Origin of the sequence: Duganella sp. Root336D2 (assembly GCF_001425005.1) — a bacterium.
In the GTDB taxonomy this organism is placed as follows: domain Bacteria; phylum Pseudomonadota; class Gammaproteobacteria; order Burkholderiales; family Burkholderiaceae_D; genus Rugamonas.
Map to the genome: position 1 here is coordinate 255,760 of NZ_LMDB01000022.1, position 26,867 is coordinate 282,626.

The window sequence follows — 26,867 nt, forward strand, 5'->3', positions numbered from 1 at the left end:
GGCACAACAGTGGCACGTGTTGCGCACGGCATACCGGCTGGGTTCGATCTTCAGCGCCTTGCTGCTAGCATCAAAAACCGGTTCTCACGAGGGAGGGCATCATGGCTTGCAAACATGTTTTGGCGCTGGCACTCGCTTGCACTGCGGTCAGCGCTTGTGCGGAAGATTGGCAATTCAGTTATACCGGCTTTAACGAGAATGGTGCCTTCGTTCACGACGCGCGCGTCGACGGCAGCTTCCGTGGCTCGGATCTTGATCTCGATGGCATTATTTCCCTGGCGGAGCTTAGCTCGCTGGTCATCGCCGGGCGCGAATACCTGGATGGTTGCCTGAGCTTGAGCGATCCCTATTTCCGATGCGAGATCGGAGCGTTCAGCTACAAGCTGACGGGGCAGTTGTCGGTTGACGCCAACTGGTGGGGGAATGACGAGGCGTTCTCAGGCTGGGGCGCGGGCTTTCGCACGGGAGACCAATACTCGCAGTGGAGCTACGGATGGGCGGACTGGAGCCGCACCTGGTACTGGACCAGCCAGACCAGCTTCGACATTACGCCAGCTCCGGCCGTGCCGGAACCGGCGACCGGGGTGATGCTGCTGGCGGGATTGGCGACCCTGGCCGGCGTGGGCCGGCGCAGGGCGAAGGAGGGTGCGCTTAACGCGACTTGACGAACGGTACGCCGATGGCTTTCGGTGCCACCGACTTGGCCATCAGGCCGGCCAGCACGATCACGGTGACGACGTAAGGCACCATCTGGATCAGGGCGCCCGGAATGCGGCCGATCACCGGCAGGTCCACGCCTTCGAGCTGGATCTGCACGGCGCCGAAGAAGCCGAACATCAGGCAGCCGAGGAAGGTGTACAGCGGACGCCAGTTGCCGAACACCATGGCGGTCAGGGCCAGGTAGCCGGCACCGGCCGACATGTCGCGCAGGAAGAAGCCCGATTGCACGATGGCCAGGTAGGCGCCGGAGAAGGAGCACAGCACGCCGGCGATCAGCATGGCGCTGTAGCGGGTGCGTTCAACTGAGACGCCGGCGGCATCGGCTGCGTGCGGGTTCTCGCCGCAAGCGCGCAGGCGCAGGCCGAAGCGCGAGTGGTACAGGAACCAGTGCACCAGCGGTACCAGCAGGAAGGCCAGGTAGACCAGCACGGAGTGGCCGCCAATGAGCTTGGTGTAGAACCAGCCGAGGAAAGGGACGTCGGCCACGGCAGCGCTGCCCGGCAACACCACGTCGAACAGGCGTGCTTCGCCCAGGTCCGGGGTGCGGCCGCCTTGCTGGAAGAAGTACTGCGCGACCACGAAGGTCAGGCCGCTCATGGCGATATTGATCGCGATACCGCCTACCAGCTGGTTGCCTTTCTGGGTGATGGCGACGAAGCCTTGCAGCATCGCCAGTGCGACGGAGATGCCCATGCCGGCCAGGATGCCGAACCACGGGTTCCTGGTGGCGAAGGCCACGGCTGCCGAGACGAAGGCGGAAGCCAGGATCTTGCCTTCCAGGCCGATGTCGATGACGCCGGAGCGTTCCGCGAACAGGCCGGCCATGGCGGCGAAAATCAGCACCGGCGCGTTGCGCACGGTGGAGACGAGGATGGAGCCCAGGTGGAGATCTTCGAATGTCATGGTCTAACCCTTGCGCGATTTGATCAGCTTGATAATTGCCGGGGCATACAGGTTTTCCATAGCGCCGCAGAACAGGATGATCAAGCCCTGGATGAAGATGAAGGTTTCGGTTGGAATATTCGGTTTTTCCAGCGACAGGTCGAAGCCGCCCTGGATCAGCGCGCCGAACAGCACGGACGACAGGAAGATGCCGACCGGATGCTGGCGGCCCATCAGCGCGATCGCGATGCCGACGAAGCCTGCGCCGCCAACAAAGTTCAGCGAAAGGTAGTGCGTCGAGCCCATGATGGAGTTGACCGCGCCGAGGCCGGCCAGCGCACCGGAAATCATCATGACGATGATGATCATGGCGCTGATTTTCACGCCGGCGTAATGGGCGGCGTGCTGGTTCAGGCCAAGCGCGCGTACCTTGTAGCCCCAGGCGGAGCGGTTCATGACGACGCCGTACACCACCAGCGCGGCAATGGCGAAGAAGAAGCCGATATTCAGCGGGGTTTCGCCCAGGATCGGGAACAGGCTATTCAGGCGCGGCATTTCCGCAGCGGTCGAAAATACGCGCGAGGCGGTATTCTGTTCGCCGGCAGGAATCAGGTACTTCACGATCACGAAGTTCATCAGCGAGGCGCAGATGAAGTTGAACATGATGGTGGTCACCACGATGTGCGAGCCGCGCTTGGCTTGCAGGTAGCCGGGAACGAAGGCCCACAGGGCGCCGAACAGGGCGGCGCCGATGATGCCGGCCGGGATCAGCAGGTACCACGGCAGCGAGGCGTCGAAGGCCAGCATGGCAAGGGTCACGCCGAGGCCGCCGAAGTACATCTGGCCTTCGGCGCCGATGTTGAACAGGCCAGCCTGCATTGCGATCGACACGGCCAGGCCGGTGAACACGAAGGTCGAGGCGTAGAACAGCGTGTAGGACAAGCCTTCCGGATTGACGACGGCGCTGTTGATCAGGATCTGCATCGACTCCAGCGGGTCTTCGCCGAGCAGGTGTATCACCAGCGCGGCCACCAGCAGGGCGGACATCAGGTTCAGGATGGGCAGGACAAAGCCAGTCGCCCAACGTGGCATATCGTTCGTAGTCATGATCAGTGTTTATGCATGCCGCCCATCAGCAAGCCGATGCGGGTGGTGTCGAATTCGTCGATTTTCAGTTCGCCGGTGATTTTGCCGCCGCACATCACGAGGATGCGGTCGGCCAAGGCGCGCACTTCTTCCAGTTCCACCGATACCAGCAGGATCGCCACGCCCTGGTCGCGCAGGGCCAGCAGCTGGGTGTGGATGGATTCGATGGTGCCGATGTCCACGCCGCGGGTCGGCTGGCCGACCAGCATCAGCTTCGGCTTGGCCAGCACTTCGCGCGCGATCACCACCTTTTGCTGGTTACCGCCGGACAGCAGGCCAATGCGCAAGTCCGGATTGGCCGGGCGCACATCGAACTCCTTCATCAGGCCGGCGCAGCGCTGGGCGATACCCTTGAAGTCGATCAGGCCCCACTTGTTCTTCACCTTGTCCTGGTAGCCGAAGAAGGTGTTCTGCATCACCGAGAAGGCCTTGATTACGCCATCGCGCAGGCGGTCTTCCGGAACATGGCCGATGCCCAGGTTGCGGAACTTGGTCGGCAGGCCGTCGGCATCGCCGCTTTTCGGGAAGGGCAGGGCCTTGCCTTCGAAGTCCACTTCGCCGGCGGTCGGCAGCTTCATGCCGGACAGGATCGCCATCAGCTCGGACTGGCCATTGCCGGATACCCCCGCAATCGCCACGATTTCGCCCGCGCGCAGGGTGAAGTTGATGTCCTGCAGCAGCTTGACGCCATTGTCGTCCGACAGCTGCAGGTTCTTCACTTCCAGAACGGCCTTGCCAGGCTTGTATTCACCGCGCGGCAGGTTATTCTCGATCGGCCGGCCGACCATCATCTGGGCCAGTTCTTCCTTGGTGGTGTCGGCAGTCTGCACCGCGCCCACCACACGGCCGCCGCGCATCACGGTGACGGTGTCGGTGATGTCCTTGATCTCCTGCAGCTTGTGGGTGATCAGGATAATGGTCTTGCCCTGTTCCTTGAACAGCTTCAGGATCTCGAACAGCGATTCGGTTTCCTGCGCGGTCAGTACGGCGGTCGGCTCGTCCAGGATCAGGATGTTGGCCGAGCGGTAGATCTGCTTCAGGATTTCGACACGCTGCTGCGCACCCACCGACAGGTCGTGGATGGTCGCCAGCGGATCGACGTCCAGGCGGTAGCGGTCGCAGATTTCGCGCAGCTTCTTTTCGACGCTGGCGCGCTGCTCGCGCAGGCGGAAGCCGCCTTCGCTGCCCAGCATCACGTTATCGAGCACGGTCATGTTCTCGACCAACATGAAGTGCTGGTGCACCATGCCGATGCCGAGGCGGATCGCTTCGTGCGAATTGTGGATGTGCTGCACCTTACCGTCCAGCAGGATCTCACCGCCATCTGCGCGGTAATAGCCGTAAAGGATGCTCATCAAGGTCGACTTGCCGGCGCCATTCTCACCCACCAGGCCATGGATGGCCCCTTTGGCGATGGAGAAACTGACGTCCGTATTCGCCTTCACCGCTCCAAAGTGCTTGGAAATATTGCGGAATTCTACTGCTGGCGTCATAAGGATTTTTCGGGTCTTATTTACTGAAAAACGCGCCGGACGGGCATTCCCGTCGGCGCGTTCTCTTTAATGGAATTACTGGTTAAGCCGGGCAGGCGGCGTTGGTGGTGCGGATGTCGATGACCTTGATCTTGCCATCGATGATGTCCTTGCGCGCGCCCAAGACCTTTTTCTCGATCTCAGGCGAGATCACCTTGCGGTTGTTCTCGTCCAGCGCCCAATCCACGCCACCTTCTTTCAGGCCCTTGGCGGTCACGCCAGCCTTCCAGGTGCCGTTCTTCATCTGCATGAAGGAATCGTACACGGCGTTGTCCACGCGCTTGACCATGGAGGTCAGCACGGAACCTGGATACAGATGGTTCTGGTTGGAGTCGACACCGATCGACAGCTTGCCTTTTTCCTTGGCAGTCTGCAGGGTGCCCATGCCGGAACCGCCGGCCACTGCGAACACCACGTCCACGCCGCGGTCAAACTGGGCACGTGCCAGCTCGCCGCCCTTGGCAGGGTCGTTCCAGGCAGCGGAAGTGGTGCCGACCATGTTCGAGATCACTTCGGTTTTCTTGTCGGTCGCTTTGGCGCCCTGGGCATAGCCGCAGGCGAAGGTGCGGATCAGCGGAATATCGATGCCGCCAATGAAGCCCAGCTTCTTGGATTTGGAGGCCATGGCAGCGGCCACGCCAACCAGGTAAGAACCTTCTTCTTCCTTGAACGTCACGGAATTGACGTTATTACCCTGCGCAACGCCGTCGATCAGGACGAAACGGACTTTGGGGAATTCTTTGGCGACTTTCTGCACCGCCTGGGTCTGGGCGAAGCCGATCGAGGCGATCAGGTCCAGGTTCTTGCGGGCCAGGCCGCGCAGCACCTGCTCAGCCTGGGTGTCGCTGCTGGCTTGCACTTCGATGAATTTGATGCCGGTTTCTTTCTGGAAGCGCGAAGCGCCTTCGAAAGCGGACTGGTTGAACGACTTGTCGAACTTGCCGCCGGCGTCGTACACGATGCCCAGCTTCGGATCAGCCGCGTTTGCGCTGGCTGCCACCGCAACTGCGGCGATCATCATGCTAAGTTGTTTGATTTTCATGTAAGGGCTCCGTCGAAGTTCGTTATTGTATATTTTTATGGAGTGCCCCGTTCCGCTTTTTCGAGCCAATCCCGGCCACGGCACCTTGTAGCTTGCCAACAACGCACAAATGCAAATTTTGTACATGTACCCTTGATTAATTCTTGGGCACGTCATCAAACTGCAATCACTTGTTCCTGCAGTCGAATCCGCTTCTCACGGCATGGATTCGTGGCTCACTACTATGCAGCAGGCGCGATATGTATGGCAAATACGTTTTTGCTTACTTATTTATATGCAAGGCAACTAAATGAGGGGTTTCTCGTAAGTAAGAGAAGGGATTTGCTTTCGTGTTAGCATTTGCGCCATTGCAACATTACGTTACTTTTCTTTTAAAGATTGGAACATCGGGTATGGATAAACGCCTCAAACACTCCCTGATTGCCTTGGCCGTGGCCAGTGCTTTCCCTCTATATAGCGCTTCTGCCCAGGAAGCACAGCCAACCGAAGAAGTGAAAAAGCCGGGCCAGCTGGAGACTGTGATCGTTACTGCACAGCGCCGCGCGGAGAACATCAAGGACGTGCCGATGGCGATCGCCACCCTGAAGGGCGAGAAGCTGGACGTGCTGACCTCCGGCGGCCAGGATATCCGTTTCCTGAACGGCCGTTCGCCATCCGTATCCGTGGAGTCCGACTACGGCCGTACCTTCCCGCGTTTCTATATCCGCGGCCTGGGTAACACCGACTTCGACCTGAACGCTTCCCAGCCGGTCGGCCTGGTAATGGACGACATCGTGCAGGAAAACCCGATGCTGAAGGGCTTCCCGGTGTTCGACGTCGACCAGGTGGAAGTGCTGCGCGGCCCGCAAGGCACCCTGTTCGGCCGTAACTCCCCAGCCGGCGTGATCAAGTTCGACTCCGCCAAGCCGGTGTTCCGCCAGGAAGGCTACGTCAACGTCGGCTTCGGCAAGGACCGCGTGCGTAACTATGAAGGCGCCTACAACTTCCCGGTCAATGATGTGCTGGCAACCCGCATCTCGCTGCAATCGCAGCACCGCGGCGACCGCGTGCACAACGATCGTCCAGGCGCGCCGATCCGGGACTTCGAAGGCTATAAGGACAACGCCGGCCGTATCCAGTTCCTGCTGAAGCCTGATAAGGACTTCAGCGCCCTGCTGAACCTGCACGGCCGCGACATGGACGGCAACGCCACCCTGTTCCGCGCCAATATCCTGAAGAAGGGTACCAATGAGCTGGTCGACAACTTCGACTACAAGTCCTACCCGACCGACGGCGGCAACGAGCAGCACCTGAAAAACAAGGGCGCCAACCTGCGCCTGCGCTGGGATACCCCAGGCCTGACCTTCCACTCGATCACTGGCTATGAAAAGCTGGAGTTCTATAGCCGCGGCGACGTCGATGGCGGTTATGGCGCCAGCTTCCATCCGCCTAGCGGTCCAGGGACGATTCCGTTCCCTGTCGAAACTGCCGACCTGATTCCTGACCACAAGCAGATCTCGCAGGAATTCCGCGTCGAGTCCAATAACAAGGGCCCTCTGCAGTGGATCGCCGGTGTGTTCTATTTTGACGAACATATCCAGATCGATTCGATCTCGTTCGATTCCTTCACCGCTGGTAACCCGCAAAACGCCGCCTACTCGACCCAGCAGCAGGATGCCAAGTCGTACGCCGCCTTCGGCACCATCAACTACACCGTGAACGAAGCCTTCAAGCTGCGTGCCGGCCTGCGCTACACCAAGGACAAGAAGGACTTCATCGCCACCCGCGTTGAACCGCCGCAATCGGCTTCCAATGCGTTGAGCGATACCTCGAGCAATGTGAGCTGGGACCTGAGCGGTACTTACACCTTGAACAAGGACACCAACCTGTTCGGACGTATCGCTACCGGTTACCGCGCCCCTTCCATGCAGGGCCGCCTGTTCGACCTGACTTCGCTGCCATCCAAGGCTGACGCTGAAAAGGCCCTGTCGGTGGAATTCGGCGTCAAGCAGGACCTGTTCGACCGCCGTGCGCGCATGTCGGCCACCGTGTTCAACTACCGCATGAAGGACAAGCAGCTTACCGCGGGTTCCGGCACCGTGAACATGAACCGCCTGATCAACGCCGACAAGGTGACCGGCCGCGGTATTGAAGTGGACCTGCAGGCGAACTTGAGCGACGCATGGGCCGTGACGTTCGGTACCAGCTACAACGACACCAAGATCAAGGATGCAGACCTGTTTGTCCAGTCCTGCGGCGGTGGTTGCACCCCGACCGATCCGCGAGTCCAGTTCCTGGATGCGAACGGCAACGTCGTTGGTAGTGCTGCCCTCATCAACGGCAACCCACTGCCGCGCGCACCGAAGTGGCAGCACAACTTCACCCTGCGCTTCAGCCAGCCGCTGGGTGATGGCGAAATCTACGCCTACACCGACTGGGCATACCGCACCTCGTACAACTTCTTCCTGTACGAAGCTCCCGAGTACAAGGCCAAGGAACTGCTGGAAGGCGGCCTGCGCGTGGGCTATCGCTGGAACGACGGCAAATACGAGCTGGCTGCATACGGCCGCAACATCACCAATCGTATCCAGGCACTGGGCGCAATCGACTTCAACAACCTGACCGGTATCGTCAACGAACCGCGCACCTACGGCGTGCAGTTCAAGGCGAACTTCTGATCGGTTCGTAGCATCCCCCAAGGACGCGCACTTCGGTGCGCGTTTTTTTTTGACCGTGCTGGGGTAAGATGTGGCCTTCCTTGGGGAGGGGAGATGCAAACTGCTGTCAATATGTGGCCGCTGCTTGGCGTGGCCGTGATTGTGCTTGGATTCCTGCTGCGGCTGCACCCTGTGCTGGTGGTTGTCGCCGCCTGCTTCACTACCGGCTTCGCTGCCTTCATGCCGGTAGAGGCCTTGCTTGCTTCGCTTGGCACTGCCTTCGTCAAGACGCGCAACCTGCCGATGATCTACTTGTTGCCGCTGGCGGCGATCGGCTTGCTCGAGCGCTTCGGTTTGCGCGAGCACGCACAGGCGGTCGTAGCGCGCATGCGTTCCGCAACTGCGGGGAGGCTGCTGATAGTTTATCTGGCGGTCCGTGAACTGTCGGCCGCAATGGGCCTGACTTCACTGGGTGGCCACCCGAATATGGTGCGCCCGGTCGTGGCGCCGATGGCAGAAGGTGCTGCCCAGCTTCGCAATCCTGCGCTCAGCGACGAGCAGCGCCAGCACGTTCGCGCCATGGCCGCTGCCACCGACAATGTAGGCCTGTTCTTCGGTGAGGATATTTTTGTCGCTTTCGGTGCCATCGTCCTGATGCAGACCGTGCTGCGTGCGGAGGGCATCGAGGTCGATCCGCTGCATATGGCGCTATGGGGTATTCCGACGGCTATCAGTGCTTTCATCATCCACGCCTGGCGGCTGCGCCGGCTGGACCGCTACCTGGCGCCGGTCGGGGGAGCACGCGCATGATTATCCGCGTCGAGTATTTCTATTACTTCCTGGGCATCATGCTGGCTTTGGTCGCACTGATGTCTTTTGGCGACCGCACGAATCCGCGGCGCTGGACGACGGGCTTGTTCTGGACGCTATACGCGATGGCCTACCTGGTGGGGGAGCGCTTGCCGCCAGCGATCGTGGGTTTGGCAATGATCGTGATGGCGCTGCTGGCAGGTTTTGGCGGCGTCAGGAGCGGCAAGCCGGACGTGCTGCCGGACGATGCACGCCGCGCCAGTGCCGTGCGGCTTGGGCAAAAGCTGTTCGTGCCAGCGCTGGTCATCCCGGCTGTGACGATGGCCGGCTCCACGCTGCTCAAAGATGTGCGCGTCGGGGAACTGTTCGTGCTGGACCCGAAACACCTTACGCTGGTCAGCCTTGGTTGTGCGGCGGTGATTGCAGTCGGCGTAGCCTGCTGGATGACGCGTTCGACGCCGCTGCAGGCTGGCCGGGAATCGCGCCGCCTGATAGACGCCATGCGCTGGATGATCGTCCTGCCGCATATGCTGGCGGTGCTGGGCCTGTTGTTCAGTGAGGCGGGCGTAGGCAAGGCGGTGGCGCAAGTGACGACGACCTATATTGGCCTTGATTCGAAGCTGGTGGCCGTTGCGGTGTATTGTGTCGGCATGGCGCTGTTCACGATCGTGATGGGCAATGGTTTTGCCGCCTTCCCGGTGATGGCAGGCGGCGTCGGCGTGCCGGTGCTGGTGGCGAAATTTGGCGGCAATCCAGCTGTGATGGCGGCGATCGGCATGTTCAGCGCTTATTGCGGCACCTTGATGACGCCGATGGCGGCCAACTTCAACATCATTCCGACTGCGCTGCTGGATTTGACCGACCGTAATGCCGTCATCAAGGCGCAGGTGCCGACAGCCTTGCCGCTGCTGGGTGCAAATATCGTTCTGCTGTACTTTTTGCTATGAAAACTGTTCTGCTGACGGGCTTCGAGCCTTTTAACAAAGAGCCTATCAATCCGGCTTGGGAAACCGTGCGCGCGCTGGATGGCTGGGGTGAGCGCGGCTTCCGAGTCGTTGCGCGCCAGTTGCCTTGCGTGTTTGGCGATGCGAATGCTGCCATGGCGGCGCTGATCGATGAACTGCAGCCGGCACTGGTGATTGCGGTCGGGCAGGCCGGCGGCCGTGTGGACTTGTCGGTGGAACGGGTGGCAATCAATGTCGACGATGCGCCGATCAAGGATAACGCCGAACAGCAGCTGGTGGATGAGCCGATCGTGAGGGGCGGGCCGGCAGCGTATTTTTCGACGCTGCCGATCAAGGCGATTGTCGCAGCGTTGCGGGCGGCAGGCTTGCCGGCGTCGGTGTCGCAGACTGCCGGCACTTTCGTTTGCAACCACGTTTTCTACGGCTTGATGCACGCCGTGTCCGGCCGCAGCGGCGTGAAGGCAGGCTTCATCCATACTCCCTATCTTCCGGAGCAGGCTGCACGCCACCCCGGTGCGGCCAGCATGTCGCTGGAGCAGATGACGGAAGGGCTGCGTATTTCAATACGTACTGCGCTGGCGGTTGAGCGCGATGCTGCGATAGCCGCCGGCGCGACGCATTAACCGCCTGGCGGGCGCAGGATGTTGAGGAAGGCGCGCACGACAGGCGCGTCATCCAGCGTGGTGTAGGTGATGTACAGGTTGGCCGATGGCGGGTTGGTGCGGATCGGCAGGAATACCACGCCAGGCCAGCCGATGCGTGCCGTCGTCTCCGGCATCAGGGTGACGCCAAGGCCCGCGCCCACCATGGCCAGCAAGGTTTGCGGCTCGTGCGCTTCCTGGAAAATCTCCGGCTGGAAGCCCGCGTTCACGCAGCACTGGATCAGGTAGCGCGGGAATGCCGACTTGTCCAGTGCCAGCGTCAGCATCGGATCGTCCGCAATGTCCGCCAGCTCGATCGCATCCATCTTCGCCAGCGGGTGGTGTTCATTGACCGCCACGCAGACATTCTCGCGGAAGCACAGCTCCTGCCTCAGGTTATCGCGCCGCAGCTCATCATCGTCCAGCTTGGGCTCGCGCCAGAAGCCGACGTCGATCTGCTTGGCGCGCAGCGCGTCGTACTGCACCGTCGGCCCCGATTCGTGGATGGTCCAGGTCACGCGCGGATACTTGCTCTGGAATTCTTCCAGCATGGACGGAATCGGCCCCCACATCGCCGAGCCCACGATGCCGACGCGCAGCCGGCCTACTTCGCCGCGGTCGATCTGGCGCACGGTGTCGATGGTCATGCGCATTTTGGCCAGCAGGTCCGAGGCCTCCTGCATCAGCGCCTTGCCGGCGACAGTCAGCTCAAAGGTGCGGGTGGTACGGGCGAACAGCTTCACGCCCAGCTCCGCCTCCAGCTTCATGATCTGCTGCGAAAGCGGCGGCTGCGAAATATGCAGGCGTTCGGCCGCGCGGCTGAAGCTCTTCTCTTCGGCGACGGCGAGGAAGTACTTTAACTGTTTCAGGTCGATGGACATGGATGCTCCTGCAGCTCACGTGCCAGGGCAGCGCCGACGCGTGCGTTGTTTTTCACCAGTGCGATATTTGTTTTCAGGCTGCGACCCTCGGTAAGGGTCTTGATGCGGGCCAGCAGGAAGGGGGTTACCTTCTTGCCGGTGACGCCGTTGTCTTGCGCTTCCTGCAGGGCGCGCAGGGTAATGGCGTCGATTTCATCTTTCGGCATGGCTTCTTCCACCGGCACCGGTGCCGAGACTACCACGCCGCCGTCCAGGCCCAGGGCCCATTTGGTGGCGATGAAGGATGCCTGCTCAGCGGCCGTGTCCAGCTGGAAGTCGGCATTGAAGCCGCTTTCGCGGGTAAAGAAGGCCGGGAAGCCGGGCTGGCCGACGGATACCACCGGCACGCCGTGCGTTTCCAGGTATTCCAGCGTCAGGCCGATGTCGAGGATGGACTTCACGCCTGCGCATACGACGGCGACATTGGTCTGCGCCAGTTCCTGCAGGTCGGCCGAGATGTCCATGCTGGTTTCCGCGCCGCGGTGCACGCCGCCGATGCCGCCGGTGACAAACACCTTGATGCCGGCCAGCTGGGCGCAGATCATGGTGGCAGCCACGGTGGTGGCGCCCAGCCTGCCTTGCGAGAGTACATAAGGCAGGTCGCGGCGCGAGACCTTGATCGCGTTCGGCGAGTTGCCCAGTTCTTCCAGCTGTTCCTCGGTCAGGCCGACACAGATCTTGCCGCCGATGATGGCGATGGTGGCCGGCACGGCGCCAGCGTCGCGGATGATCTGTTCCACTTCGCGTGCAGTCTGCACATTCTGCGGGTATGGCATGCCGTGCGAAATGATGGTCGACTCAAGCGCGACGATCGGCTTGCCGGTGGCGCGGGCGTTGGCGACTTCCGGAGAGAAGGACAGGAATTGGTGCATGGTTTACTCCTCGATATGCGCCGTGGCGAGCAGGTCTGCGCTCAACTCGGGCGACACGGTGTGTGGACTGGCCAGCGTGATGGAGGCGGCTTTCAGTCCGCGCTCGCAGGCCAGGGTCAGTTGTTCGGGTTCTTGCAGCAGCGACCAGCAGACGGCGGCCGAGAAGGCATCGCCGGCGCCGGTCACGTCGACTACCCTGGCGTCGTGCGCCGGCAGCCAGTGCAGGGCCTGGCCCAGCGTGTGATAGACGCCGCTGGCGCCGCAGGTGACGACGATGTCGCGCGCACCGTCGGCCTGCAGGTCGTGGCAGGCGGCCTGCACGTCGGCTTCGGTCGGCAGGGGGCGGCCGGCGCGGGTTTCCAGTTCGCCGCGATTCAGGATCAGCAAAGACAGGCCGCTCAGGGACTTCGGCAGGCGCGCCATTTTCGGCTGCGACACCGCGACCACGACCAGCGGCACGCCGGAGGCGCGGGCATCGGCTATCAGCATGGCCACGGATTCGATCGGCAGGTTCAGGTCGGCCACCACCATGCCGGCGGCATTGCGCTGCGGCTGGCGGCTGGCGACCCAGCCCGGGGTAAGCTGGTCGAAGATCGCCATGTCGGCCAGTGCGACCACCATTTCGCCGGAGGCATCCAGCACGGCGGTGTAGGTGCCGCTGCCGATGCCGTTGACCTGGAGGCTGCCTTCCATGCCGATGCCGAAAGCTTCGGCCTGGGCGCGCAGCGCGCGGCCGGAGGAGTCGTCGCCCAGGGCCGTCAGCAGGGAGCAGGGCAGGCCGAGCTGGGACAGGTTGGCCGCGATATTTCTTGCAACGCCGCCAAAACTTTCTTCAGCGCAAGCCGGATTCGAGGTGGCCATTTGCAGCGGGGCGTGCGGGCGCAGTTTGCGGTCGAGGCAGGCGGCACCGATACACAGAACGGTGCGTTCATTGCGCAGGACATAGGCTCGGCCCAGCAGTTTACGCTCGCGGATCAGGCTGGCGATGTGGCCTGCCACCGCAGAGCGCGACAGGGCGAGCTGCTCCGCCAGCTCTTGCTGGGAGATAAAGGGGTTGGCCCGAATCAGCTCGTAGAGCTGTTCCTTGCGGGAGAGATCGGTCACGAAAAGCTCGCTATAAACATTTGTTTGCGATGCTAAACATTTGTCCGTCACATGTCAAACGGAAGGCGTTCCTATAATAAACCCATATTTATAGCGCCTGCATATAAATGGCAAAGAAAAATGGTATTTGCCATACATATAGACGATGATGCATAGTGTCGTGGTACGTTCAAGGGCCTGTTCTGGCCAGCTCACCTAAAGATATAAAAACGAGGAACTCCATGTCTTCCAATACCCCATTCCAGGCAGCCGCCATCATCCGTGCTCGCATGCCGGCCAATTTCCAGCCACGCGTTGCCATGATCCTGGGCTCCGGCCTGGGCGTGCTGGCCGAACAGATGACCGATGCAGTGTCGATTTCCTTCGACGAACTGCCAGGTTTCCCGATCTCCACCGTGCATGGCCACGCCGGCCAGCTGGTACTGGGCACGCTGGCTGGTGTGCAGGTTGTCTGTCTGAAAGGCCGCGGCCACTTCTACGAGGGTTACGGCCCTGCGGTGATGACTTCCGCTGTGCGCACCATCAAGCTGCTGGGCTGCGAAATGCTGTTCGTGACCAATGCGGCGGGCTCGCTGCGTCCTGAAGTGGACGCCGGTTCGCTGGTGGCGCTGAACGACCATATCAACTTCCTGCCGGGTACCCCGATGGTTGGCCCGAACGACGAGCGTTTCGGTCCTCGTTTCTTCTCGATGGCCAATGCCTACGATGCCGACCTGCGCAAGCTGCTGCAGTCGACCGCTGCGGACAAGTCGATCACCCTGCATGAAGGGGTGTACATCGCTTACCCGGGCCCGAACTTTGAAACGCCTGCGGAAATCCGTGCGTTCAAGACCCTGGGTGCCGACGTAGTGGGCATGTCGGTGGTGCCGGAAGTTGTGTCGGCGCGCCATTGCGGTTTGAAGGTGGTGGGCGTTTCCGTTGTGACCAACCTGGCGGAAGGGCTGTCGCCGTTCCCGCTGTCGCATGAGCAGACGCTGAAGTATGCTGCTGTTGGCGCGGAATCGCTGATCAAGCTGATCCTGGCGTTCCTGGAGAATGTGGCGAAGGCGCCTAAGGCTTAAAACCGGTAAACCTGGGTCAGACCCAAGGGTCAGACCCGACCGGTCGCCGTCGCGTAGCGGGTCTGACCCTTGGGTCAGACCCAGATTTTCGGGTTTGAATTGAGAGGCATCCCATGTCCCGCGCATTTATCCTGTTGTTAGACTCCTTCGGCCTCGGTGCAACGCCGGACGCCCATAAGTACGGCGACCAGGCCTATAACACCTTCGGCCATATCGCCAAGTGGGCGGCCAGCGAAGGCAAGCCGATGTCCCTGCCAATCATGGAAGGCCTGGGCCTGGCTGCCGCCGCGCATACCGCGTCTGGCCAGTGGGCCGCCGGCTTCGAAAAGCGCGACGGTTTTACCGGCGCCTACGGCGCGGCACGCGAACAATCGACCGGCAAGGACACCCAGTCCGGCCATTGGGAAATCGCCGGCGTGCCGGTGCTGTTCGACTGGGGCTACTTCCCGAAAGAAGTACCGTCGTTCCCGCAAGAGCTGACCGACAAGCTGCAGGAACTGACCGGCGTGCCGGGCTTCCTGGGCAACTGCCACGCCTCGGGTACCACCATCATCAATGACCTGGGCGACGAGCATGTCGCGACCGGCAAGCCTATCCTGTACACCTCCGCCGACTCCGTGCTGCAGATCGCATGCCACGAAGAACATTTCGGCCTGGAGCGCCTGTACGACATGTGCGAGAAGGCCTACGAACTGGTCAAACCGTACAACATCGGCCGCATCATCGCCCGTCCATTCGTCGGCGCCAACCGCGACTACAAGCGCACCGCCAACCGCCACGATTACGCCGTGCCGCCAAGCGCGCCAACCCTGCTGGACCACGTGAAGGACGACGGCGGCGAGGTGATCGCACTGGGCAAGATCAGCGATATCTACGCCGCCCAAGGCGTGAGCCGCGTCCTGAAAGGACCGGACAATATGGCGCTGTTCGACAAGCTGCTGGAAGCCCAGCGCGAAGCGGGCGACAAGTCGCTGACCTTCGTCAATTTCGTCGACTTCGACATGCACTTCGGCCACCGCCGCGACGTGGCGGGCTATTCGAATGCGCTGCACGAAATGGATGCACGCCTGCCGGAATTCATCGCCAACCTGAAGGACGGCGACCTGTGCGTGATCACTGCCGACCACGGCTGCGACCCGACCGCACCGGGCTCCGACCATACCCGCGAACATATTCCTGTGCTGTTCTTCGGCCCTGGCGTCAAGCCGCAGTCGCTCGGCATCTCGGAAACTTTCTCCGACATCGGCCAGACCATCGCGCATCACCTCGGCGTGAAACCTCTTTCCAACGGAACCAACCTGCTATGACTATGACCCCTGACTTCAAGCGCAACGAGGCGATTGGCCTCGACCTGGGCTGGCTGAATCACATCCACGTGAACAAGGCCGCCGCGGATCGCCGCGCCGCATCGCTGGCGAACCGCCGCAGCGTGAAGAAAGAGTACCAGGCTGCCTGGCTGGTAAAGGCGATCGAACTGATCGACCTGACCACCCTGGCCGGCGACGACACCCCGGGCCGCGTTGAGCGCCTGTGCATGAAGGCCATGCGTCCGCTGCGCCAGGACCTGGTGGAAGCACTGGGCCTGCAAGAGCGCAAGCTGATGACCGGCGCCGTCTGCGTGTACCACGAGATGATCCAGCACGCCGACGCTGTGCTGAAAGGCCGCCTGCCTATCGCTGCAGTGTCGACCGGCTTCCCGGCCGGCCTGACCAGCATGGAAACCAAGGTGCGCGAAGTTGAACTGTCCGTCGCCGCAGGCGCGAAAGAGATCGACATCGTCATCACCCGCCAGCACGTCCTGACCGGCAACTGGCAAGCGCTGTACGATGAAATGCTGGCTTACCGCAAGGCTTGCGGCGAAGCCCACGTGAAGGCCATCCTGGCTACCGGCGACCTGGTGACGCTGGAAAACGTGGCGAAGGCTTCGTGGGTCTGCATGATGGCAGGCGCCGACTTCATCAAGACCTCGACCGGCAAGGAAGGCGTCAACGCCACCATTCCGGTATCGCTGGTGATGGTTCGCGCAATCCGTGAATACTACGAGCGCACCGGCTTCAAGGTGGGCTACAAGCCGGCAGGCGGCGTAGGCAGCGCCAAGACCGCGCTGCAATATATGACCGTGATGAAGGAAGAACTGGGCAACGAGTGGCTCGAGCCGCACCTGTTCCGTATCGGCGCATCGTCCCTGCTGACCGACATCGAGCGCCAGCTGGAGCACCATGTGACCGGCGCCTACTCCGCCGCCCATCGCCACGCGCAACCATAAGAAGACACCGCCATGCCAACTATTAACGAGATCCTCAACACCATGGACTACGGCCCTGCACCAGAAAGCCAGAAAGAAGCGCAAGCGTGGCTGGAGCAGCGCTCCCGCAAGTTCGGCCTGTTTATCGACAACGAATGGACTTCGCCAGGCGAAACCTTCGCCAGCTACAACCCGGCTGACGGTTCGCAGCTGGCCGAACTGACCCAGGCGACCGCCGTCGACGTGGCGCGCGCAGTCACCGCGGCGCGCAAGGCGCTGCCGGGCTGGCAGGCACTGGGCGGCCACGGCCGCGCCAAGATCATGTACGCCATCGCACGCCTGATGCAAAAGCATGCGCGCCTGTTCGCCGTACTGGAAACCCTGGACAACGGCAAGACCATCCGCGAAACCCGCGACGCCGACCTGCCACTGGTCGCACGCCACTTCTACTACCACGCTGGCTGGGCGCAACTGCTGGACGAAGAATTCCCGGGCCACCGCGCCGTCGGCGTGGTCGGCCAGATCGTGCCTTGGAACTTCCCGCTGCTGATGCTGGCATGGAAGATCGCTCCTGCGCTGGCTGCCGGTAACACCATCGTCTTCAAGCCGGCTGAATTCACGCCGCTGACTGCGATGCTGTTCGCCGAGATCTGCCAGCAAGCCGGCGTACCGGCTGGTGTCGTGAACATCGTGACCGGCGACGGACGCACTGGCGAAGCCATCGTCGGCCATCAAGGCATCGACAAGCTGGCCTTCACCGGTTCCACCGAAGTTGGCCGCATCATCCGCGAAGCCACCGCCGGCACCGGCAAGAAGCTGTCGCTGGAACTGGGCGGCAAGTCGCCGTTCATCGTGTTCGAAGACGCTGACCTGGATGCTGCGGTAGAAGGCCTGGTCGATTCGATCTGGTTCAACCAGGGCCAGGTTTGCTGCGCCGGCTCCCGCTTGCTGGTGCAGGAATCCGTGCAGGACCGCTTCCTGAAGAAGCTGAAAGCGCGCATGGACAACCTGCGCCTGGGTTCCCCGCTGGACAAGTCGATGGATATCGGCGCCCTGGTCGATCCGATCCAGCAGCAGCGTATTGCCGGCCTGGTGGAATCCGCACGTGCCGAAGGCTGCGAGGTATACCAGCCAGCCGGCTGCGAAGTACCGGCCAGCGGTTCGTGGTTCCCGCCGACCCTGATCACCGGTGCGTCGACTTCCGCCGCCGTGGCGCAGGCTGAAATCTTCGGCCCGGTGCTGGTGGCAATGAGCTTCCGCACGCCTGCCGAAGCGGTACAACTGGCCAACAACACCGTGTATGGCCTGGCTTCCTGCGTATGGACCGAGAACATCTCGCTGGCGCTGGACGTGGCGCCAGCTATCAAGGCCGGCGTGGTGTGGATCAACACCGCCAACCAGTTCGACGCTGCTTGCGGCTTCGGCGGCTACAAGGAATCGGGCTACGGCCGTGAAGGCGGCCGTGAAGGCATGTTCGAGTACCTGGTGCCGGTGTCGGAAGATGCACGTCCGGCCGCGCCATCGTTCAAGAAGCCTGCCAAGCCGGATACCGAGCACGTTCCGTCGACCGACCCGTTCGCAGTCGACCGTACCGCCAAGCTGTACATCGGCGGCAAGCAGGCCCGCCCTGACGGCGCCTACTCGCGCGCCATCCACGGCGCCGACGGCAAGTTCCTCGGCGAAGTGGGCGAAGGCAACCGCAAGGATATCCGCAACGCGGTAGAAGCTGCGCACAAGGCGACCGGCTGGACCAAAGCCACTGCGCACAACCGCGCACAAGTGCTGTACTACATCGCTGAAAACCTGGCTGCGCGCGGCGCCGAATTCGCAGAACGTATTGCTGCGCAGACCGGCACCAAGAACGCCGAGAAGGAAGTGCAAGCTTCCATCGAGCGCCTGTTCTACTGGGCGGCCTGGGCTGACAAGTACGACGGCCTGGCGCACCAGCCGCCAATGCACGGCATCACCGTGGCATTGAACGAAGCGATTGGCGTGATCGGCGTTGTTTGCCCGAACGAGAACCCGCTGCTGGGCTTCGTCTCACTGGTGGCCCCGGCTATCGCCGTGGGCAACCGCGTGGTGGCTGTGCCTTCGGAAGCGTATCCATTGTCGGCGACCGATTTGTACCAGGTCTTCGATACCTCCGACCTGCCGGGCGGCGTGGTGAACATCGTCACCGGTTCGGCGGACGAACTGGCGCGTACCCTGGCTTCGCACGCCGACGTTGACGCCGTGTGGCGCCACGATGGTTCCGCAGCCGGTTGCGCGGAAGTCGAGAAGCTGTCCGCTGGTTCGCTGAAGCGCACCTGGACTGGCGGTGCCAAGGGCCGTGACTGGTTCTCGACCGCGCAGTGTGGCGGCCGCGTTGTGCTGGCGCATGCTTCGCAAGTGAAAAACATCTGGATTCCTTACGGCGTCTGATAAAAACAAAAAAGGGCTGCAGACGCAGCCCTTCGTAACTAAAGAGATAGAAATATGTTCCTCCCCCAGGAAATCATCCGTAAAAAACGCGACGGCGGTGTGCTGTCGAAAGAAGAGATCCAATTCTTCGTCAAAGGCATCACCGACAACAGCGTCAGCGAAGGCCAGATCGCCGCGCTGGCAATGGCGGTATTCTTCAACGACATGAGCATGGACGAGCGCGTGGCGTTCACCCTGGCCATGCGCGATTCCGGCGAAGTGCTGGACTGGAAATCCCTGAACCTGCCAGGTCCGGTGATGGACAAGCACTCCACCGGCGGCGTGGGCGACGTGGTGTCCCTGATGCTTGGCCCGATGATCGCTGCCTGCGGCGGCTTCGTGCCGATGATCTCCGGCCGCGGCCTGGGCCACACCGGCGGTACGCTGGACAAGTTCGACTCCATCCCAGGCTACTCCACCGTCCCGACCAACGACAAGTTCCGTGAAGTGGTGAAAGACGTCGGCGTGGCCATCATCGGCCAGACCGCGTCGCTGGCACCGTCGGACAAGCGCTTCTACTCGATCCGCGACGTCACCGCCACCGTGGAATCGGTGGCGATGATCACCGGCTCCATCCTGTCCAAGAAACTGGCCGCCGGCCTGGATGTGCTGGCAATGGACGTGAAAGCCGGCTCCGGCGCTTTCATGCCGACCTACGAGAAGTCGGTCGAACTGGCTGAATCGATCGTCAAGGTGGGCAATGGCGCGGGTACGCTGACTTCGGCCCTGCTGACCGATATGAACGAATCGCTGTCCCCATGGGCAGGCAATGCGCTGGAAGTGCGCGGCGCGATTGACTACCTGACCGGCAAATTCCGCCCTGCACGCCTGCACGAAGTCACCATGTCGCTGTGCGCCGAGATGCTGGTGCTGGGCAAGCTGGCTGCCAATGAAGCCGATGCGCGCGCCAAGCTGCAGCACGCGCTGGATTCCGGAGAGGCTGCCGAGCGCTTCTCCCGCATGGTCAAGGCATTGGGCGGCCCGGCCGACCTGGTGGAGAACATGGACAAGCACCTGGAGAAGGCGCCGATCGTGGTGCCGGTGCCTGCGCCGCGCACTGGTTACGCTGCTTCGACCGTTTGTCGCGATATTGGTCTGGCTGTGGTGTCGCTGGGCGGCGGCCGCCGCCGACCGACCGACGCGATTGACTTTGCTGTTGGTTTGACTGACCTGGTGGAACTGGGGCAGCCGCTGCAGGCGGGCCAGCCTATGGCAATGGTGCATGCGCGTACCCAAGCCGCTGCGGAACAGGCTGTGCGTGAGGTGCAGGCGGCGTACACGATTGCGGATGCGGCGCCGGCGGCGAACCCTATCGTTTATCGTACTATTCGCCCTTAAACCGGTAAACCAGTGTCAGACCCGCAGGGTCTGACACGCCACTGGCCGGCGAGCACCGCTTTACCGGTTTCGGAGTGCACATGAACAACGAAAAACTGATCGAAGAGGCCAAGGCTGCGCGCCTGAAAGCCTACACGCCGTATTCCAACTTCAAGGTCGGCGCCGCGCTGCTGGCGAAGGACGGCAAAGTCTTCCACGGCTGTAATGTGGAAAATGCCAGCTATGGCCTGTGCAACTGTGCCGAGCGCACCGCCTTCTTCAGCGCAGTCGCGCAAGGCTACCAGCCCGGTGACTTCGACAAGCTGGCTGTTGTCGGCGACACGGACAACCCTATCGCTCCTTGCGGCGCCTGCCGCCAGGTCACGCTGGAATTGGGCGGCAACCAGTTGCCGGTCGTGCTGGCCAACCTGAAAGGCGGCGTCCGCGAAACCACCGCAGCTGAACTGCTCCCGGAAGCCTTTGGCGGCTGGGATTTGAAGAAGTAACACGCGTGAAGAAGGCCATCGACGTCCAGACAGCCGTCGCCATCGCGGCGTCTGAAGCCATTGCAGCCAAGACCCAGGGCACCTTCGGCGTAGGCGGTGTGATGCTGGACGCCAGCGGCACCGTGCTCAAGGCGCTGCATAACAACGTCATCAAGCACGGCCTGATTTACGACCCCACTGCGCACGGCGAGCGCCAGTTGATCGACTGGTACTTCGCCGAACGCGCCAAAGGCCACGAGCTGCCGCCGCCAGAGGAAATCACCATTGTGACTTCGCTCGACCCGTGCTGCATGTGCACGGGAGCCATCCTGGCGGCAGGCTTCAACGTGGTGGTTGCGGCACCGGACAGCAAGGCCGGCATCAACTACAACGGTTCCGCCTTCTATCCATCGCTGCCGGTGGCTTTGCGCCCACAGGCCGAACGTACCTTTGCCTATCCTGCAGTGCTGGGCACCTCGTCTTATGCACGGCGTGGGGCAGGGGCCTCGCCGAAGCCATTCTTCATCGGGAAAACCATCGCCGAACCAACGCAAGCCTTATGCTCGCTGGTGTTCGAGGCCACCTCGGCCAACGTGATGGACCTGTTTAATATCGACCCGCCGCAAGTGGAGTTGATGGACCCGGCAACGCTTGCCGAAGACCACTTCATCGTGCGTGCGCTGAAGCGGACTTTCCCGGATGCGCTGACTTACCGCTGCAAAGCGCGCATGCCGGATGCCGGCCTGGCGCCATACCTGCAGCAAGCCATGGCACGCGACAAGGCGCAAGGCGGCAAGGGCGATGCCGTGGCGCTGCTCGATTCCTTCGGCAACCTGCTGCTGTGCTGCCACGGCCGCCTGCAGGCTTCGACTATCCGCACCGCCTTCATGGAATGCACGCGGGCGTACGCACAGCTGCGCTACAAGTTGATGGAAGGCGCCGATGCGGCGACGCAGGCGGAGGTGCGCCACTACCTGGGACATCCGAAAGACGGGACGTTCGTATTTGCCGTGGGCCCCGATGAAAGCGCGCTGAGCTTCATGACGCTCGGCGCCTATGGCTCGACGATGGAAGGCGCACTGCCGCACAACAATCCGGCGCAGTTCCAGTACGTGCGCCCGGCAATGCCGGAGCAGGCGCTGCACGAGCTGTGCAGCCACCTGCCTCCGCTATACCGCAACCTGATCAGGATTCGCCCGACCCAGGTGGCGGATGCCGCCCTGGTCGCCGCGATCAGCTAAGCATATTCGCGTCGCGCGCCAACTGCCATTTGCCGGCGGCGTTCCTGCGATACACCGACAGTACATTACCTTCCTTAAGCACGGTTTCGCCGCCTGCCAGTTGCGTAATTGCCACACGCAGGTGCGTAGTGCAATACGCGAGGTCGCCGCTGACTTCAACCTGCTGCACATCGGCGTGCGATTCGACACGATGCGATGCCAGCACGGCGCGCACGCCTTTTTCGAATGCGGCGCGGCCGCGCATGACGGGCTGGCCAGGCACGTAGAATTCCACGTCTTCCGTCATGAGCGGGAGAATACGGTCGACTTCCGCGGCGAGGGTGGCACGGGTCCATTCCGCGACCAAGTCGCGGATTGCCTGTTCATCGCTCATTCACCCCCCTCGAATGAGGCGCTGGCGTCATTCTGCATCATGCCGAAAAGATTGCCGTCTGGATCCTTGGCGTAGGCCAGCCAGCCGACGCCCGATACCGGCATGCGCGGCACGGCGACCGTGCCCTTGAGTTCCTTCAGCAGGGAAATGGATTTGTCGAGGTCTTCCACGTCGACGGTGCAGACGAAGGCATTGACTGAGGCGCCTTCCTCCGGGCGAGGTCCGCGGCGCGGCAGCAGGCCGCCATTGATGCCGGGCGCACCGACTTCACCGGTGCCGACCAGCCAGTACTCGCCGCCCTCCCATTTGGAAAAGCTCCAGTCGAACATCTTGCCGTAAAAATCGATCAGGGCTTGTGGCTCGCTAGCCTGGATCTCAAAGTGAACTGTGCGTCCCATCAGTGCTCCCAAGGGTCATAAGTGCCTATGCTCCAGATATGCCCTTCGGGATCTCGACAGGTAAATCCACGGCCGCCGTAATCTTCATCCTGCAAGGGCATCTCGATTGGCGCCCCGGCTTGCACGCAGCGAGCGTGCACTTCGTCGGCGTCGTTGACGACCAGGTAGGCAGATTGGGTGACAGCCATCCCCAGCTGGGCGGGCTGCTTCAGTAGACGGCCATAGTCGGTGTCAAAGATGGAGCTTAGCATGACCATGCCATTGCCATAGGAAAGCTGGGCATGGGCGATGGTGCCGTCTTCGTTGGTGACCACAAGCGTGGCCTTGAAGCCCAACGTTTTACACAGCCAATCGATGGCGGCCGGAGCGTCGCGGTAACGCAGGCAAGGTATGATGGTCGCGCGCGTGGCCTTTGGAATCGTCATCGCTCTCTCCCTGTAATCACGGCATGGTCAGCTCAATATAGACTAGCACCGTACAGGGGGCAAGCAAGCGCGGGCGACCTACATTTGCTGGAATAAATGGGTGTTGCCGCGGCTGACTTCGAGTTCTTCGGTGGAGTTGCGCACGCGGACCATCTGCCGGCCGCGCAAGTCGCGCGTTACTTCGGCAATCGCATCGACGCGTACCAGGGTGGAGCGGTGGATGCGCCAGAACTCGTTCGGGTCCAGCTCATCTTCCAGTTCCTTCAAGGTCTTGCGGATCAGGAATTCGCCCTGTGCTGTTTGCACCCGCGTATATTTTTCATCGGCGCGAAAGAACAACACTTCCCTGGTCGAGATCATGCGCAGGCTGTTGCCAACCTGGGCCTGGATCCAATGCAGGAACTCGGGCTGGGCGGGACCGGCTCCGCTGGCCGGGCCGCGGCCGCTTTGCTGCAAGAGCTGGCTCAGTTGGCGTTCGATATTGTTGGGCGTCTTGCCAAGCCGCGCCTGCAAGCGCTCGCAGGCTGTTTTCAGGCGCTCCAGGTTGACCGGCTTGAGCAGGTAATCCAGCGCACCTTGTTCGAAGGCTTCAATCGCATATTGATCGTAGGCAGTGATGAAGACGATGTGGCAACGGTTGAACAGCATGCGTGCTGCCTCGATGCCGGTCAGGCCGGGCATGCGGATATCGAGAAAGACGATGTCGGGCTGGTGCTGGCCGGCCAGCGCAATCGCTTCGATGCCGTTGGCCGCTTCGGCCACGATTTCCAGCTCGGGCCAGGCTTCATGCAGGCGCTTGCGCAGCATGTCGCGCATTGGTTCTTCATCGTCGGCGATGATGGCCGTGGCTTTAGGCTGGTTGCTCATGGTTCAGGGCTTGGCGAAAATATCCGGTGCAAACGGAATGCAGATCGAGGCGCGGCATCCGCCGTCCATCGGCTGTTCGATCAGCAACTGGGCGCGGGTGCCATACATCAGCTTCAGGCGTTCGCGCACATTGGTCAGGCCGACGCCATCGCCGGCATAAGCGTTGAAGCCGACGCCGTCATCCTGCACGTCCAGTTGCAGTACGCTGCCGTTCACGCTGGCGCGAATGTCGATGCGGCCGCCTTCCACTTTCGGTTCCAGGCCGTGCTTGATCGAATTTTCGATCAGGATCTGCAGCATCATTGGCGGGAACGTAGCGCTTTCCAGTTCCTGTGGCACGTCGATCGATACCGACAAGCGTGACTTCATGCGCGCCTGCATGATGGCCAGGTAGGAATGCGCCATCTGGATCTGGCGCCCCAGCGTGCCGTTGCCGCGCGAGCGCATCTGGGGCAGGGTGGCGCGCAGGTATTCGATCAGGTGGGTGTGGATCTTGGCCGCTTGCGGCGGGTCGGTTTCGATCAGCTGGCCGATCAGGGCCAGGGTGTTGAACAGGAAGTGCGGTTCGACTTGCGCCTGCAGGGCCGACATCTGGGCTTCCACCAGGCGCCGCTCCAGGCTTTCATTGCCGGCTTGCGCAGCCGACTTGCGTGCTTCGATTTCCGCCTTGCGCTTGCCGCCGGCGAGGATCTTCAGTCCGGCCGAGCCGATGATGAAGAAGGCTACCTGTTTCGGATGCAGCACGGGCGTCAGTCCCAGCAGGAAGGCGAGCATCCACGTCACTACCAGCTGGCGCAAAGGCACCTGCGCCAGCCAGTCGAAGAAGTCCCACCACAGGCTGCTGGCTGTGTCGCCAATCTCCCCGACAAAGGAGAGCACGCTGCGGGTCCGGTTACCCATGCTGTTTCTTGTCTCCGAAGAGGTTGATGGCCAGCTTGGCGATCAGCACGCCGACGAACAGGGTGATGACCAGCGGCAGGATGGTCAGGAACAGCGCAATCACGACGCACATGCCGACGATGGCAGGCCAGGACATATGGTCCAGCGTACGCACGAAGTGGCGGCCGATGCCGACAAAGGCTTGCCACACTTCTTTCACGGTTTCCTTGGCGCTTTTGTTAATCGTTTTCATCATTTCCTCCTTGCGTTTCGATGATGCAACTGTACCGCTGCGCCTGGCAACAGTGGAGCCGCATCCGACGAACTGCACTGCGGGGCGGCTGATTTGCTCTGGCGTGCGATGAACGGCTAGCGCGCGGCCTGCCAATCGGAACCCAGCAGGCCGAAAAAGTCCGTGTCGCAGATCTCTCCATTGATGATCCAGCGCTCGCGCATATGGCCTTCATGCACGAAGTGCAAGCTTTTCAATAGCCTGGCCGAGGCCGCGTTGCGCGGGTCGATGTCGGCCTCGATGCGGTGCAAATCCAGCACCCGGAAGGCGTAGTCGATCACGCTGGCCATGGCTTCCCGCATATAGCCCTTGCCCCAGAACGCACGGTCCAGCATGTAACCGATGTCGCAGCGTCGGTTCTGGCGGTTGAAGCTGTACAGATTGATAATCCCCGCCAGCTCGCCGTCCACCTCCATGCCCATGCGCAGCAGGTCGCCACTGTCGTACCCTGCCTGCGCGGCGGCGAGATAGTCCTCTGCCTGTTGCAGCCAGTCCCAGGGCGCGCTGCTCCAATAGCGCATGGCGTCCGGGTCGGAATACATGCGGTACAGTGCTGGCACGTCGGCGGCGCTCAGGGCGCGCAGTTGCAGGCGCTGGGTGGCCAGGGTGAAAGGCGCAAAGGCTGGCATGGAAGGCGAACTCCGGGGTTTTTGGACATTTTAACAAGGAAGCAACTTTGGCAGGTCTTGCCGATGTCGTGGGGTGATGTTAGATTGCCAAGACCCAAGCGATCGGAGGAATTCGGCATGCAACTCGGTGTATTTTCCCTTAGCCTGAACGTCAAAGACATACGTGCTTCGCGCGAGTTTTACGCGAAGTTCGGCTTCCAGGATTTTGGCGGCAACATCGAGCAAAACTGGCTGATCATGAAGAATGGCGAACAGGTGATCGGCCTGTTCCAGGGCATGATCGAGAAGAATACGCTGACCTTCAACCCGGGCTGGGATAGCAACGCCCAACTGGTGCCAGGCTATACCGATGTGCGCCAGCTGCAACGCCAGCTTGAAGAGAACGGGGTGATGCTGGCCGCGCGTGCCGACGAATCGACCACCGGCCCGGCCTACATCATCGCTGTCGACCCCGACGGCAATCCTATCCTGATTGACCAGCATATCTGATGAAGATCCGTTTAACGATAATCACGGCAGTACTGGCACTGGCTGCCGCGAATGCCTGCGCTGTGACGCCATCCGAAGAACTGGCGCGGCAGGCCGACGCCTGGGACAAAGCCATCATCAGCAAGGACCGCGCTGCCATTGCTGAAAACATGGCGGAAGATTTCCGCCAGATCAGCGCGCGCGGCGATGTGGCCGACAAGGCAGCCTTCCTCGATGCGATCATGTCGGCCAAGCTGGTGATCAATCCCTATGGCGTGGAAGACATGGATATCCGCTTCTACGGCGACGTGGCGCTGGTGAGCGGCCGCACGCGCATGACCGGCAGCTATGACGGCAAGCCATTCGGCAGCCATTACCGCTATGTTGACGTCTACCTGCGCAAGGAAGGAAAGTGGCGCGTCGCCAGCGTGCAGATTACGCCAGTACAGGAGTAAGA

28 protein-coding genes are annotated in these 26,867 nt (G+C 61.7%); 14 read left to right on the forward strand and 14 right to left on the reverse strand.

Features of this window, described 5'->3' with window-relative positions; genetic code table 11:
* The first annotated feature begins 101 nt into the window (after positions 1-101).
* Positions 102-665: a PEP-CTERM sorting domain-containing protein gene (locus tag ASD07_RS16970; RefSeq protein ID WP_057245671.1), complete on the forward strand. Its 564-nt coding sequence runs from the start codon at positions 102-104 to the stop codon at positions 663-665.
* Here ASD07_RS16970 and ASD07_RS16975 read toward each other — a convergent pair.
* From ASD07_RS16975 to ASD07_RS16990, 4 genes are all read right to left on the reverse strand, one after another.
* Positions 652-1,623, reverse strand: coding sequence for an ABC transporter permease (locus tag ASD07_RS16975; protein ID WP_055932835.1), 972 nt, complete (start codon positions 1,621-1,623; stop codon positions 652-654). The genes ASD07_RS16970 and ASD07_RS16975 overlap by 14 nt on opposite strands.
* A 3-nt stretch (positions 1,624-1,626) precedes the next feature.
* A complete protein-coding gene (locus ASD07_RS16980; RefSeq protein ID WP_055932838.1) occupies positions 1,627-2,709 on the reverse strand; it encodes an ABC transporter permease in 1,083 nt (360 codons plus the stop codon).
* 2 nt (positions 2,710-2,711) lie between these two features.
* Entirely contained in the window at positions 2,712-4,241 is a 1,530-nt protein-coding gene (locus ASD07_RS16985; protein ID WP_055932841.1) for an ABC transporter ATP-binding protein, read from the reverse strand.
* An 82-nt stretch (positions 4,242-4,323) separates the two neighbouring features.
* Positions 4,324-5,322 carry a BMP family protein gene (locus ASD07_RS16990; RefSeq protein WP_055932844.1) on the reverse strand — a complete coding sequence of 333 codons (999 nt, stop codon included), beginning with the start codon at positions 5,320-5,322 and terminating at the stop codon, positions 4,324-4,326.
* A gap of 392 nt (positions 5,323-5,714) precedes the next feature.
* Between ASD07_RS16990 and ASD07_RS16995 the strand changes: the two genes are divergently transcribed.
* The 4 genes from ASD07_RS16995 (at position 5,715) to pcp (ending at position 10,356) form a co-directional block, all read left to right on the forward strand.
* Positions 5,715-7,979, forward strand: coding sequence for a TonB-dependent receptor (locus ASD07_RS16995; RefSeq protein WP_055932847.1), 2,265 nt, complete (start codon positions 5,715-5,717; stop codon positions 7,977-7,979).
* Between the two features lie 93 nt (positions 7,980-8,072).
* Positions 8,073-8,768, forward strand: coding sequence for a DUF969 domain-containing protein (locus ASD07_RS17000; RefSeq protein WP_055932851.1), 696 nt, complete (start codon positions 8,073-8,075; stop codon positions 8,766-8,768).
* Positions 8,765-9,715 (forward strand): DUF979 domain-containing protein, encoded by a 951-nt coding sequence (locus ASD07_RS17005; protein WP_055932854.1) that lies wholly within the window; start codon positions 8,765-8,767, stop codon positions 9,713-9,715. The genes ASD07_RS17000 and ASD07_RS17005 overlap by 4 nt, the downstream gene beginning before the upstream one ends.
* The gene (gene pcp / locus ASD07_RS17010) at positions 9,712-10,356 is read left to right on the forward strand and encodes a pyroglutamyl-peptidase I (protein WP_055932857.1); all 645 of its coding nucleotides are present in this window, start codon (positions 9,712-9,714) and stop codon (positions 10,354-10,356) included. Before ASD07_RS17005 ends, pcp begins: the two co-directional genes overlap by 4 nt.
* Here the strand turns inward: pcp and ASD07_RS17015 are convergent.
* The 3 genes from ASD07_RS17015 to ASD07_RS17025 are packed head-to-tail and all read right to left on the reverse strand — an operon-like array spanning position 10,353 to position 13,270.
* Positions 10,353-11,255 carry a LysR family transcriptional regulator gene (locus ASD07_RS17015; protein WP_055932860.1) on the reverse strand — a complete coding sequence of 301 codons (903 nt, stop codon included), beginning with the start codon at positions 11,253-11,255 and terminating at the stop codon, positions 10,353-10,355. The genes pcp and ASD07_RS17015 overlap by 4 nt on opposite strands.
* Positions 11,240-12,166 (reverse strand): pseudouridine-5'-phosphate glycosidase, encoded by a 927-nt coding sequence (locus ASD07_RS17020; RefSeq protein ID WP_055932863.1) that lies wholly within the window; start codon positions 12,164-12,166, stop codon positions 11,240-11,242. Before ASD07_RS17020 ends, ASD07_RS17015 begins: the two co-directional genes overlap by 16 nt.
* Positions 12,167-12,169: 3 nt before the next feature.
* Positions 12,170-13,270: a carbohydrate kinase gene (locus ASD07_RS17025; RefSeq protein WP_055932866.1), complete on the reverse strand. Its 1,101-nt coding sequence runs from the start codon at positions 13,268-13,270 to the stop codon at positions 12,170-12,172.
* Between the two features lie 221 nt (positions 13,271-13,491).
* Here ASD07_RS17025 and xapA point away from each other — a divergent pair, with 221 nt between their 5' ends.
* The 7 genes from xapA to ASD07_RS17060 all read left to right on the forward strand — a co-directional run bounded on the left by xapA (position 13,492) and on the right by ASD07_RS17060 (position 22,079).
* Positions 13,492-14,331: a xanthosine phosphorylase gene (xapA, locus tag ASD07_RS17030; protein ID WP_055932869.1), complete on the forward strand. Its 840-nt coding sequence runs from the start codon at positions 13,492-13,494 to the stop codon at positions 14,329-14,331.
* A 113-nt stretch (positions 14,332-14,444) separates the two neighbouring features.
* A complete protein-coding gene (locus ASD07_RS17035; RefSeq protein ID WP_055932872.1) occupies positions 14,445-15,638 on the forward strand; it encodes a phosphopentomutase in 1,194 nt (397 codons plus the stop codon).
* On the forward strand, positions 15,635-16,597 hold the full coding sequence (gene deoC / locus ASD07_RS17040) for a deoxyribose-phosphate aldolase (protein WP_055932875.1): 963 nt from the start codon (positions 15,635-15,637) through the stop codon (positions 16,595-16,597). The genes ASD07_RS17035 and deoC overlap by 4 nt, the downstream gene beginning before the upstream one ends.
* Before the next feature lie 12 nt (positions 16,598-16,609).
* A complete protein-coding gene (locus ASD07_RS17045) occupies positions 16,610-18,997 on the forward strand; it encodes an aldehyde dehydrogenase family protein (RefSeq protein WP_373922083.1) in 2,388 nt (795 codons plus the stop codon).
* A gap of 54 nt (positions 18,998-19,051) precedes the next feature.
* A complete protein-coding gene (deoA, locus tag ASD07_RS17050) occupies positions 19,052-20,374 on the forward strand; it encodes a thymidine phosphorylase (protein WP_055932881.1) in 1,323 nt (440 codons plus the stop codon).
* An 80-nt stretch (positions 20,375-20,454) separates the two neighbouring features.
* A complete protein-coding gene (locus ASD07_RS17055; RefSeq protein ID WP_055932884.1) occupies positions 20,455-20,859 on the forward strand; it encodes a cytidine deaminase in 405 nt (134 codons plus the stop codon).
* 5 nt (positions 20,860-20,864) lie between these two features.
* Complete coding sequence (locus tag ASD07_RS17060) at positions 20,865-22,079, forward strand: nucleoside deaminase (protein WP_055932885.1); 1,215 nt, start codon at positions 20,865-20,867, stop codon at positions 22,077-22,079.
* Here ASD07_RS17060 and ASD07_RS17065 read toward each other — a convergent pair.
* The 7 genes from ASD07_RS17065 to ASD07_RS17095 form a co-directional block, all read right to left on the reverse strand.
* Positions 22,072-22,452: an SgcJ/EcaC family oxidoreductase gene (locus ASD07_RS17065; RefSeq protein WP_055932888.1), complete on the reverse strand. Its 381-nt coding sequence runs from the start codon at positions 22,450-22,452 to the stop codon at positions 22,072-22,074. The two genes, ASD07_RS17060 and ASD07_RS17065, sit on opposite strands and share 8 nt — an antisense overlap.
* Positions 22,449-22,850, reverse strand: coding sequence for a VOC family protein (locus ASD07_RS17070; RefSeq protein ID WP_055932891.1), 402 nt, complete (start codon positions 22,848-22,850; stop codon positions 22,449-22,451). Before ASD07_RS17070 ends, ASD07_RS17065 begins: the two co-directional genes overlap by 4 nt.
* Entirely contained in the window at positions 22,850-23,275 is a 426-nt protein-coding gene (locus ASD07_RS17075) for a VOC family protein (protein WP_055932894.1), read from the reverse strand. The genes ASD07_RS17070 and ASD07_RS17075 overlap by 1 nt, the downstream gene beginning before the upstream one ends.
* A gap of 78 nt (positions 23,276-23,353) precedes the next feature.
* Entirely contained in the window at positions 23,354-24,142 is a 789-nt protein-coding gene (locus ASD07_RS17080; RefSeq protein WP_055932898.1) for a LytTR family DNA-binding domain-containing protein, read from the reverse strand.
* 3 nt (positions 24,143-24,145) lie between these two features.
* Positions 24,146-25,042: a sensor histidine kinase gene (locus ASD07_RS17085; protein ID WP_055932901.1), complete on the reverse strand. Its 897-nt coding sequence runs from the start codon at positions 25,040-25,042 to the stop codon at positions 24,146-24,148.
* Entirely contained in the window at positions 25,035-25,277 is a 243-nt protein-coding gene (locus tag ASD07_RS17090) for a hypothetical protein (protein WP_156398042.1), read from the reverse strand. The genes ASD07_RS17085 and ASD07_RS17090 overlap by 8 nt, the downstream gene beginning before the upstream one ends.
* Before the next feature lie 113 nt (positions 25,278-25,390).
* A complete protein-coding gene (locus tag ASD07_RS17095) occupies positions 25,391-25,942 on the reverse strand; it encodes a GNAT family N-acetyltransferase (RefSeq protein ID WP_055932906.1) in 552 nt (183 codons plus the stop codon).
* A gap of 117 nt (positions 25,943-26,059) precedes the next feature.
* Here ASD07_RS17095 and ASD07_RS17100 point away from each other — a divergent pair, with 117 nt between their 5' ends.
* Both ASD07_RS17100 and ASD07_RS17105 read left to right on the forward strand, forming a co-directional pair.
* Positions 26,060-26,431: a VOC family protein gene (locus ASD07_RS17100; protein WP_055932909.1), complete on the forward strand. Its 372-nt coding sequence runs from the start codon at positions 26,060-26,062 to the stop codon at positions 26,429-26,431.
* Positions 26,431-26,865 (forward strand): nuclear transport factor 2 family protein, encoded by a 435-nt coding sequence (locus ASD07_RS17105; RefSeq protein ID WP_055932912.1) that lies wholly within the window; start codon positions 26,431-26,433, stop codon positions 26,863-26,865. The genes ASD07_RS17100 and ASD07_RS17105 overlap by 1 nt, the downstream gene beginning before the upstream one ends.
* The last annotated feature ends 2 nt before the right edge of the window (positions 26,866-26,867 follow it).

Coding starts and splice junctions, on each gene's coding strand:
- ASD07_RS16970 (WP_057245671.1), top strand. CDS start 102: ATGGCTTGCAAACATGTTTTGGCGCTGGCACTCGCTTGCACTGCGGTC.
- ASD07_RS16975 (WP_055932835.1), bottom strand. CDS start 1,623: ATGACATTCGAAGATCTCCACCTGGGCTCCATCCTCGTCTCCACCGTG.
- ASD07_RS16980 (WP_055932838.1), bottom strand. CDS start 2,709: ATGACTACGAACGATATGCCACGTTGGGCGACTGGCTTTGTCCTGCCC.
- ASD07_RS16985 (WP_055932841.1), bottom strand. CDS start 4,241: ATGACGCCAGCAGTAGAATTCCGCAATATTTCCAAGCACTTTGGAGCG.
- ASD07_RS16990 (WP_055932844.1), bottom strand. CDS start 5,322: ATGAAAATCAAACAACTTAGCATGATGATCGCCGCAGTTGCGGTGGCA.
- ASD07_RS16995 (WP_055932847.1), top strand. CDS start 5,715: ATGGATAAACGCCTCAAACACTCCCTGATTGCCTTGGCCGTGGCCAGT.
- ASD07_RS17000 (WP_055932851.1), top strand. CDS start 8,073: ATGCAAACTGCTGTCAATATGTGGCCGCTGCTTGGCGTGGCCGTGATT.
- ASD07_RS17005 (WP_055932854.1), top strand. CDS start 8,765: ATGATTATCCGCGTCGAGTATTTCTATTACTTCCTGGGCATCATGCTG.
- pcp (WP_055932857.1), top strand. CDS start 9,712: ATGAAAACTGTTCTGCTGACGGGCTTCGAGCCTTTTAACAAAGAGCCT.
- ASD07_RS17015 (WP_055932860.1), bottom strand. CDS start 11,255: ATGTCCATCGACCTGAAACAGTTAAAGTACTTCCTCGCCGTCGCCGAA.
- ASD07_RS17020 (WP_055932863.1), bottom strand. CDS start 12,166: ATGCACCAATTCCTGTCCTTCTCTCCGGAAGTCGCCAACGCCCGCGCC.
- xapA (WP_055932869.1), top strand. CDS start 13,492: ATGTCTTCCAATACCCCATTCCAGGCAGCCGCCATCATCCGTGCTCGC.
- ASD07_RS17035 (WP_055932872.1), top strand. CDS start 14,445: ATGTCCCGCGCATTTATCCTGTTGTTAGACTCCTTCGGCCTCGGTGCA.
- deoC (WP_055932875.1), top strand. CDS start 15,635: ATGACTATGACCCCTGACTTCAAGCGCAACGAGGCGATTGGCCTCGAC.
- ASD07_RS17045 (WP_373922083.1), top strand. CDS start 16,610: ATGCCAACTATTAACGAGATCCTCAACACCATGGACTACGGCCCTGCA.
- deoA (WP_055932881.1), top strand. CDS start 19,052: ATGTTCCTCCCCCAGGAAATCATCCGTAAAAAACGCGACGGCGGTGTG.
- ASD07_RS17055 (WP_055932884.1), top strand. CDS start 20,455: ATGAACAACGAAAAACTGATCGAAGAGGCCAAGGCTGCGCGCCTGAAA.
- ASD07_RS17065 (WP_055932888.1), bottom strand. CDS start 22,452: ATGAGCGATGAACAGGCAATCCGCGACTTGGTCGCGGAATGGACCCGT.
- ASD07_RS17070 (WP_055932891.1), bottom strand. CDS start 22,850: ATGGGACGCACAGTTCACTTTGAGATCCAGGCTAGCGAGCCACAAGCC.
- ASD07_RS17075 (WP_055932894.1), bottom strand. CDS start 23,275: ATGACGATTCCAAAGGCCACGCGCGCGACCATCATACCTTGCCTGCGT.
- ASD07_RS17080 (WP_055932898.1), bottom strand. CDS start 24,142: ATGAGCAACCAGCCTAAAGCCACGGCCATCATCGCCGACGATGAAGAA.
- ASD07_RS17085 (WP_055932901.1), bottom strand. CDS start 25,042: ATGGGTAACCGGACCCGCAGCGTGCTCTCCTTTGTCGGGGAGATTGGC.
- ASD07_RS17090 (WP_156398042.1), bottom strand. CDS start 25,277: ATGATGAAAACGATTAACAAAAGCGCCAAGGAAACCGTGAAAGAAGTG.
- ASD07_RS17095 (WP_055932906.1), bottom strand. CDS start 25,942: ATGCCAGCCTTTGCGCCTTTCACCCTGGCCACCCAGCGCCTGCAACTG.
- ASD07_RS17100 (WP_055932909.1), top strand. CDS start 26,060: ATGCAACTCGGTGTATTTTCCCTTAGCCTGAACGTCAAAGACATACGT.
- ASD07_RS17105 (WP_055932912.1), top strand. CDS start 26,431: ATGAAGATCCGTTTAACGATAATCACGGCAGTACTGGCACTGGCTGCC.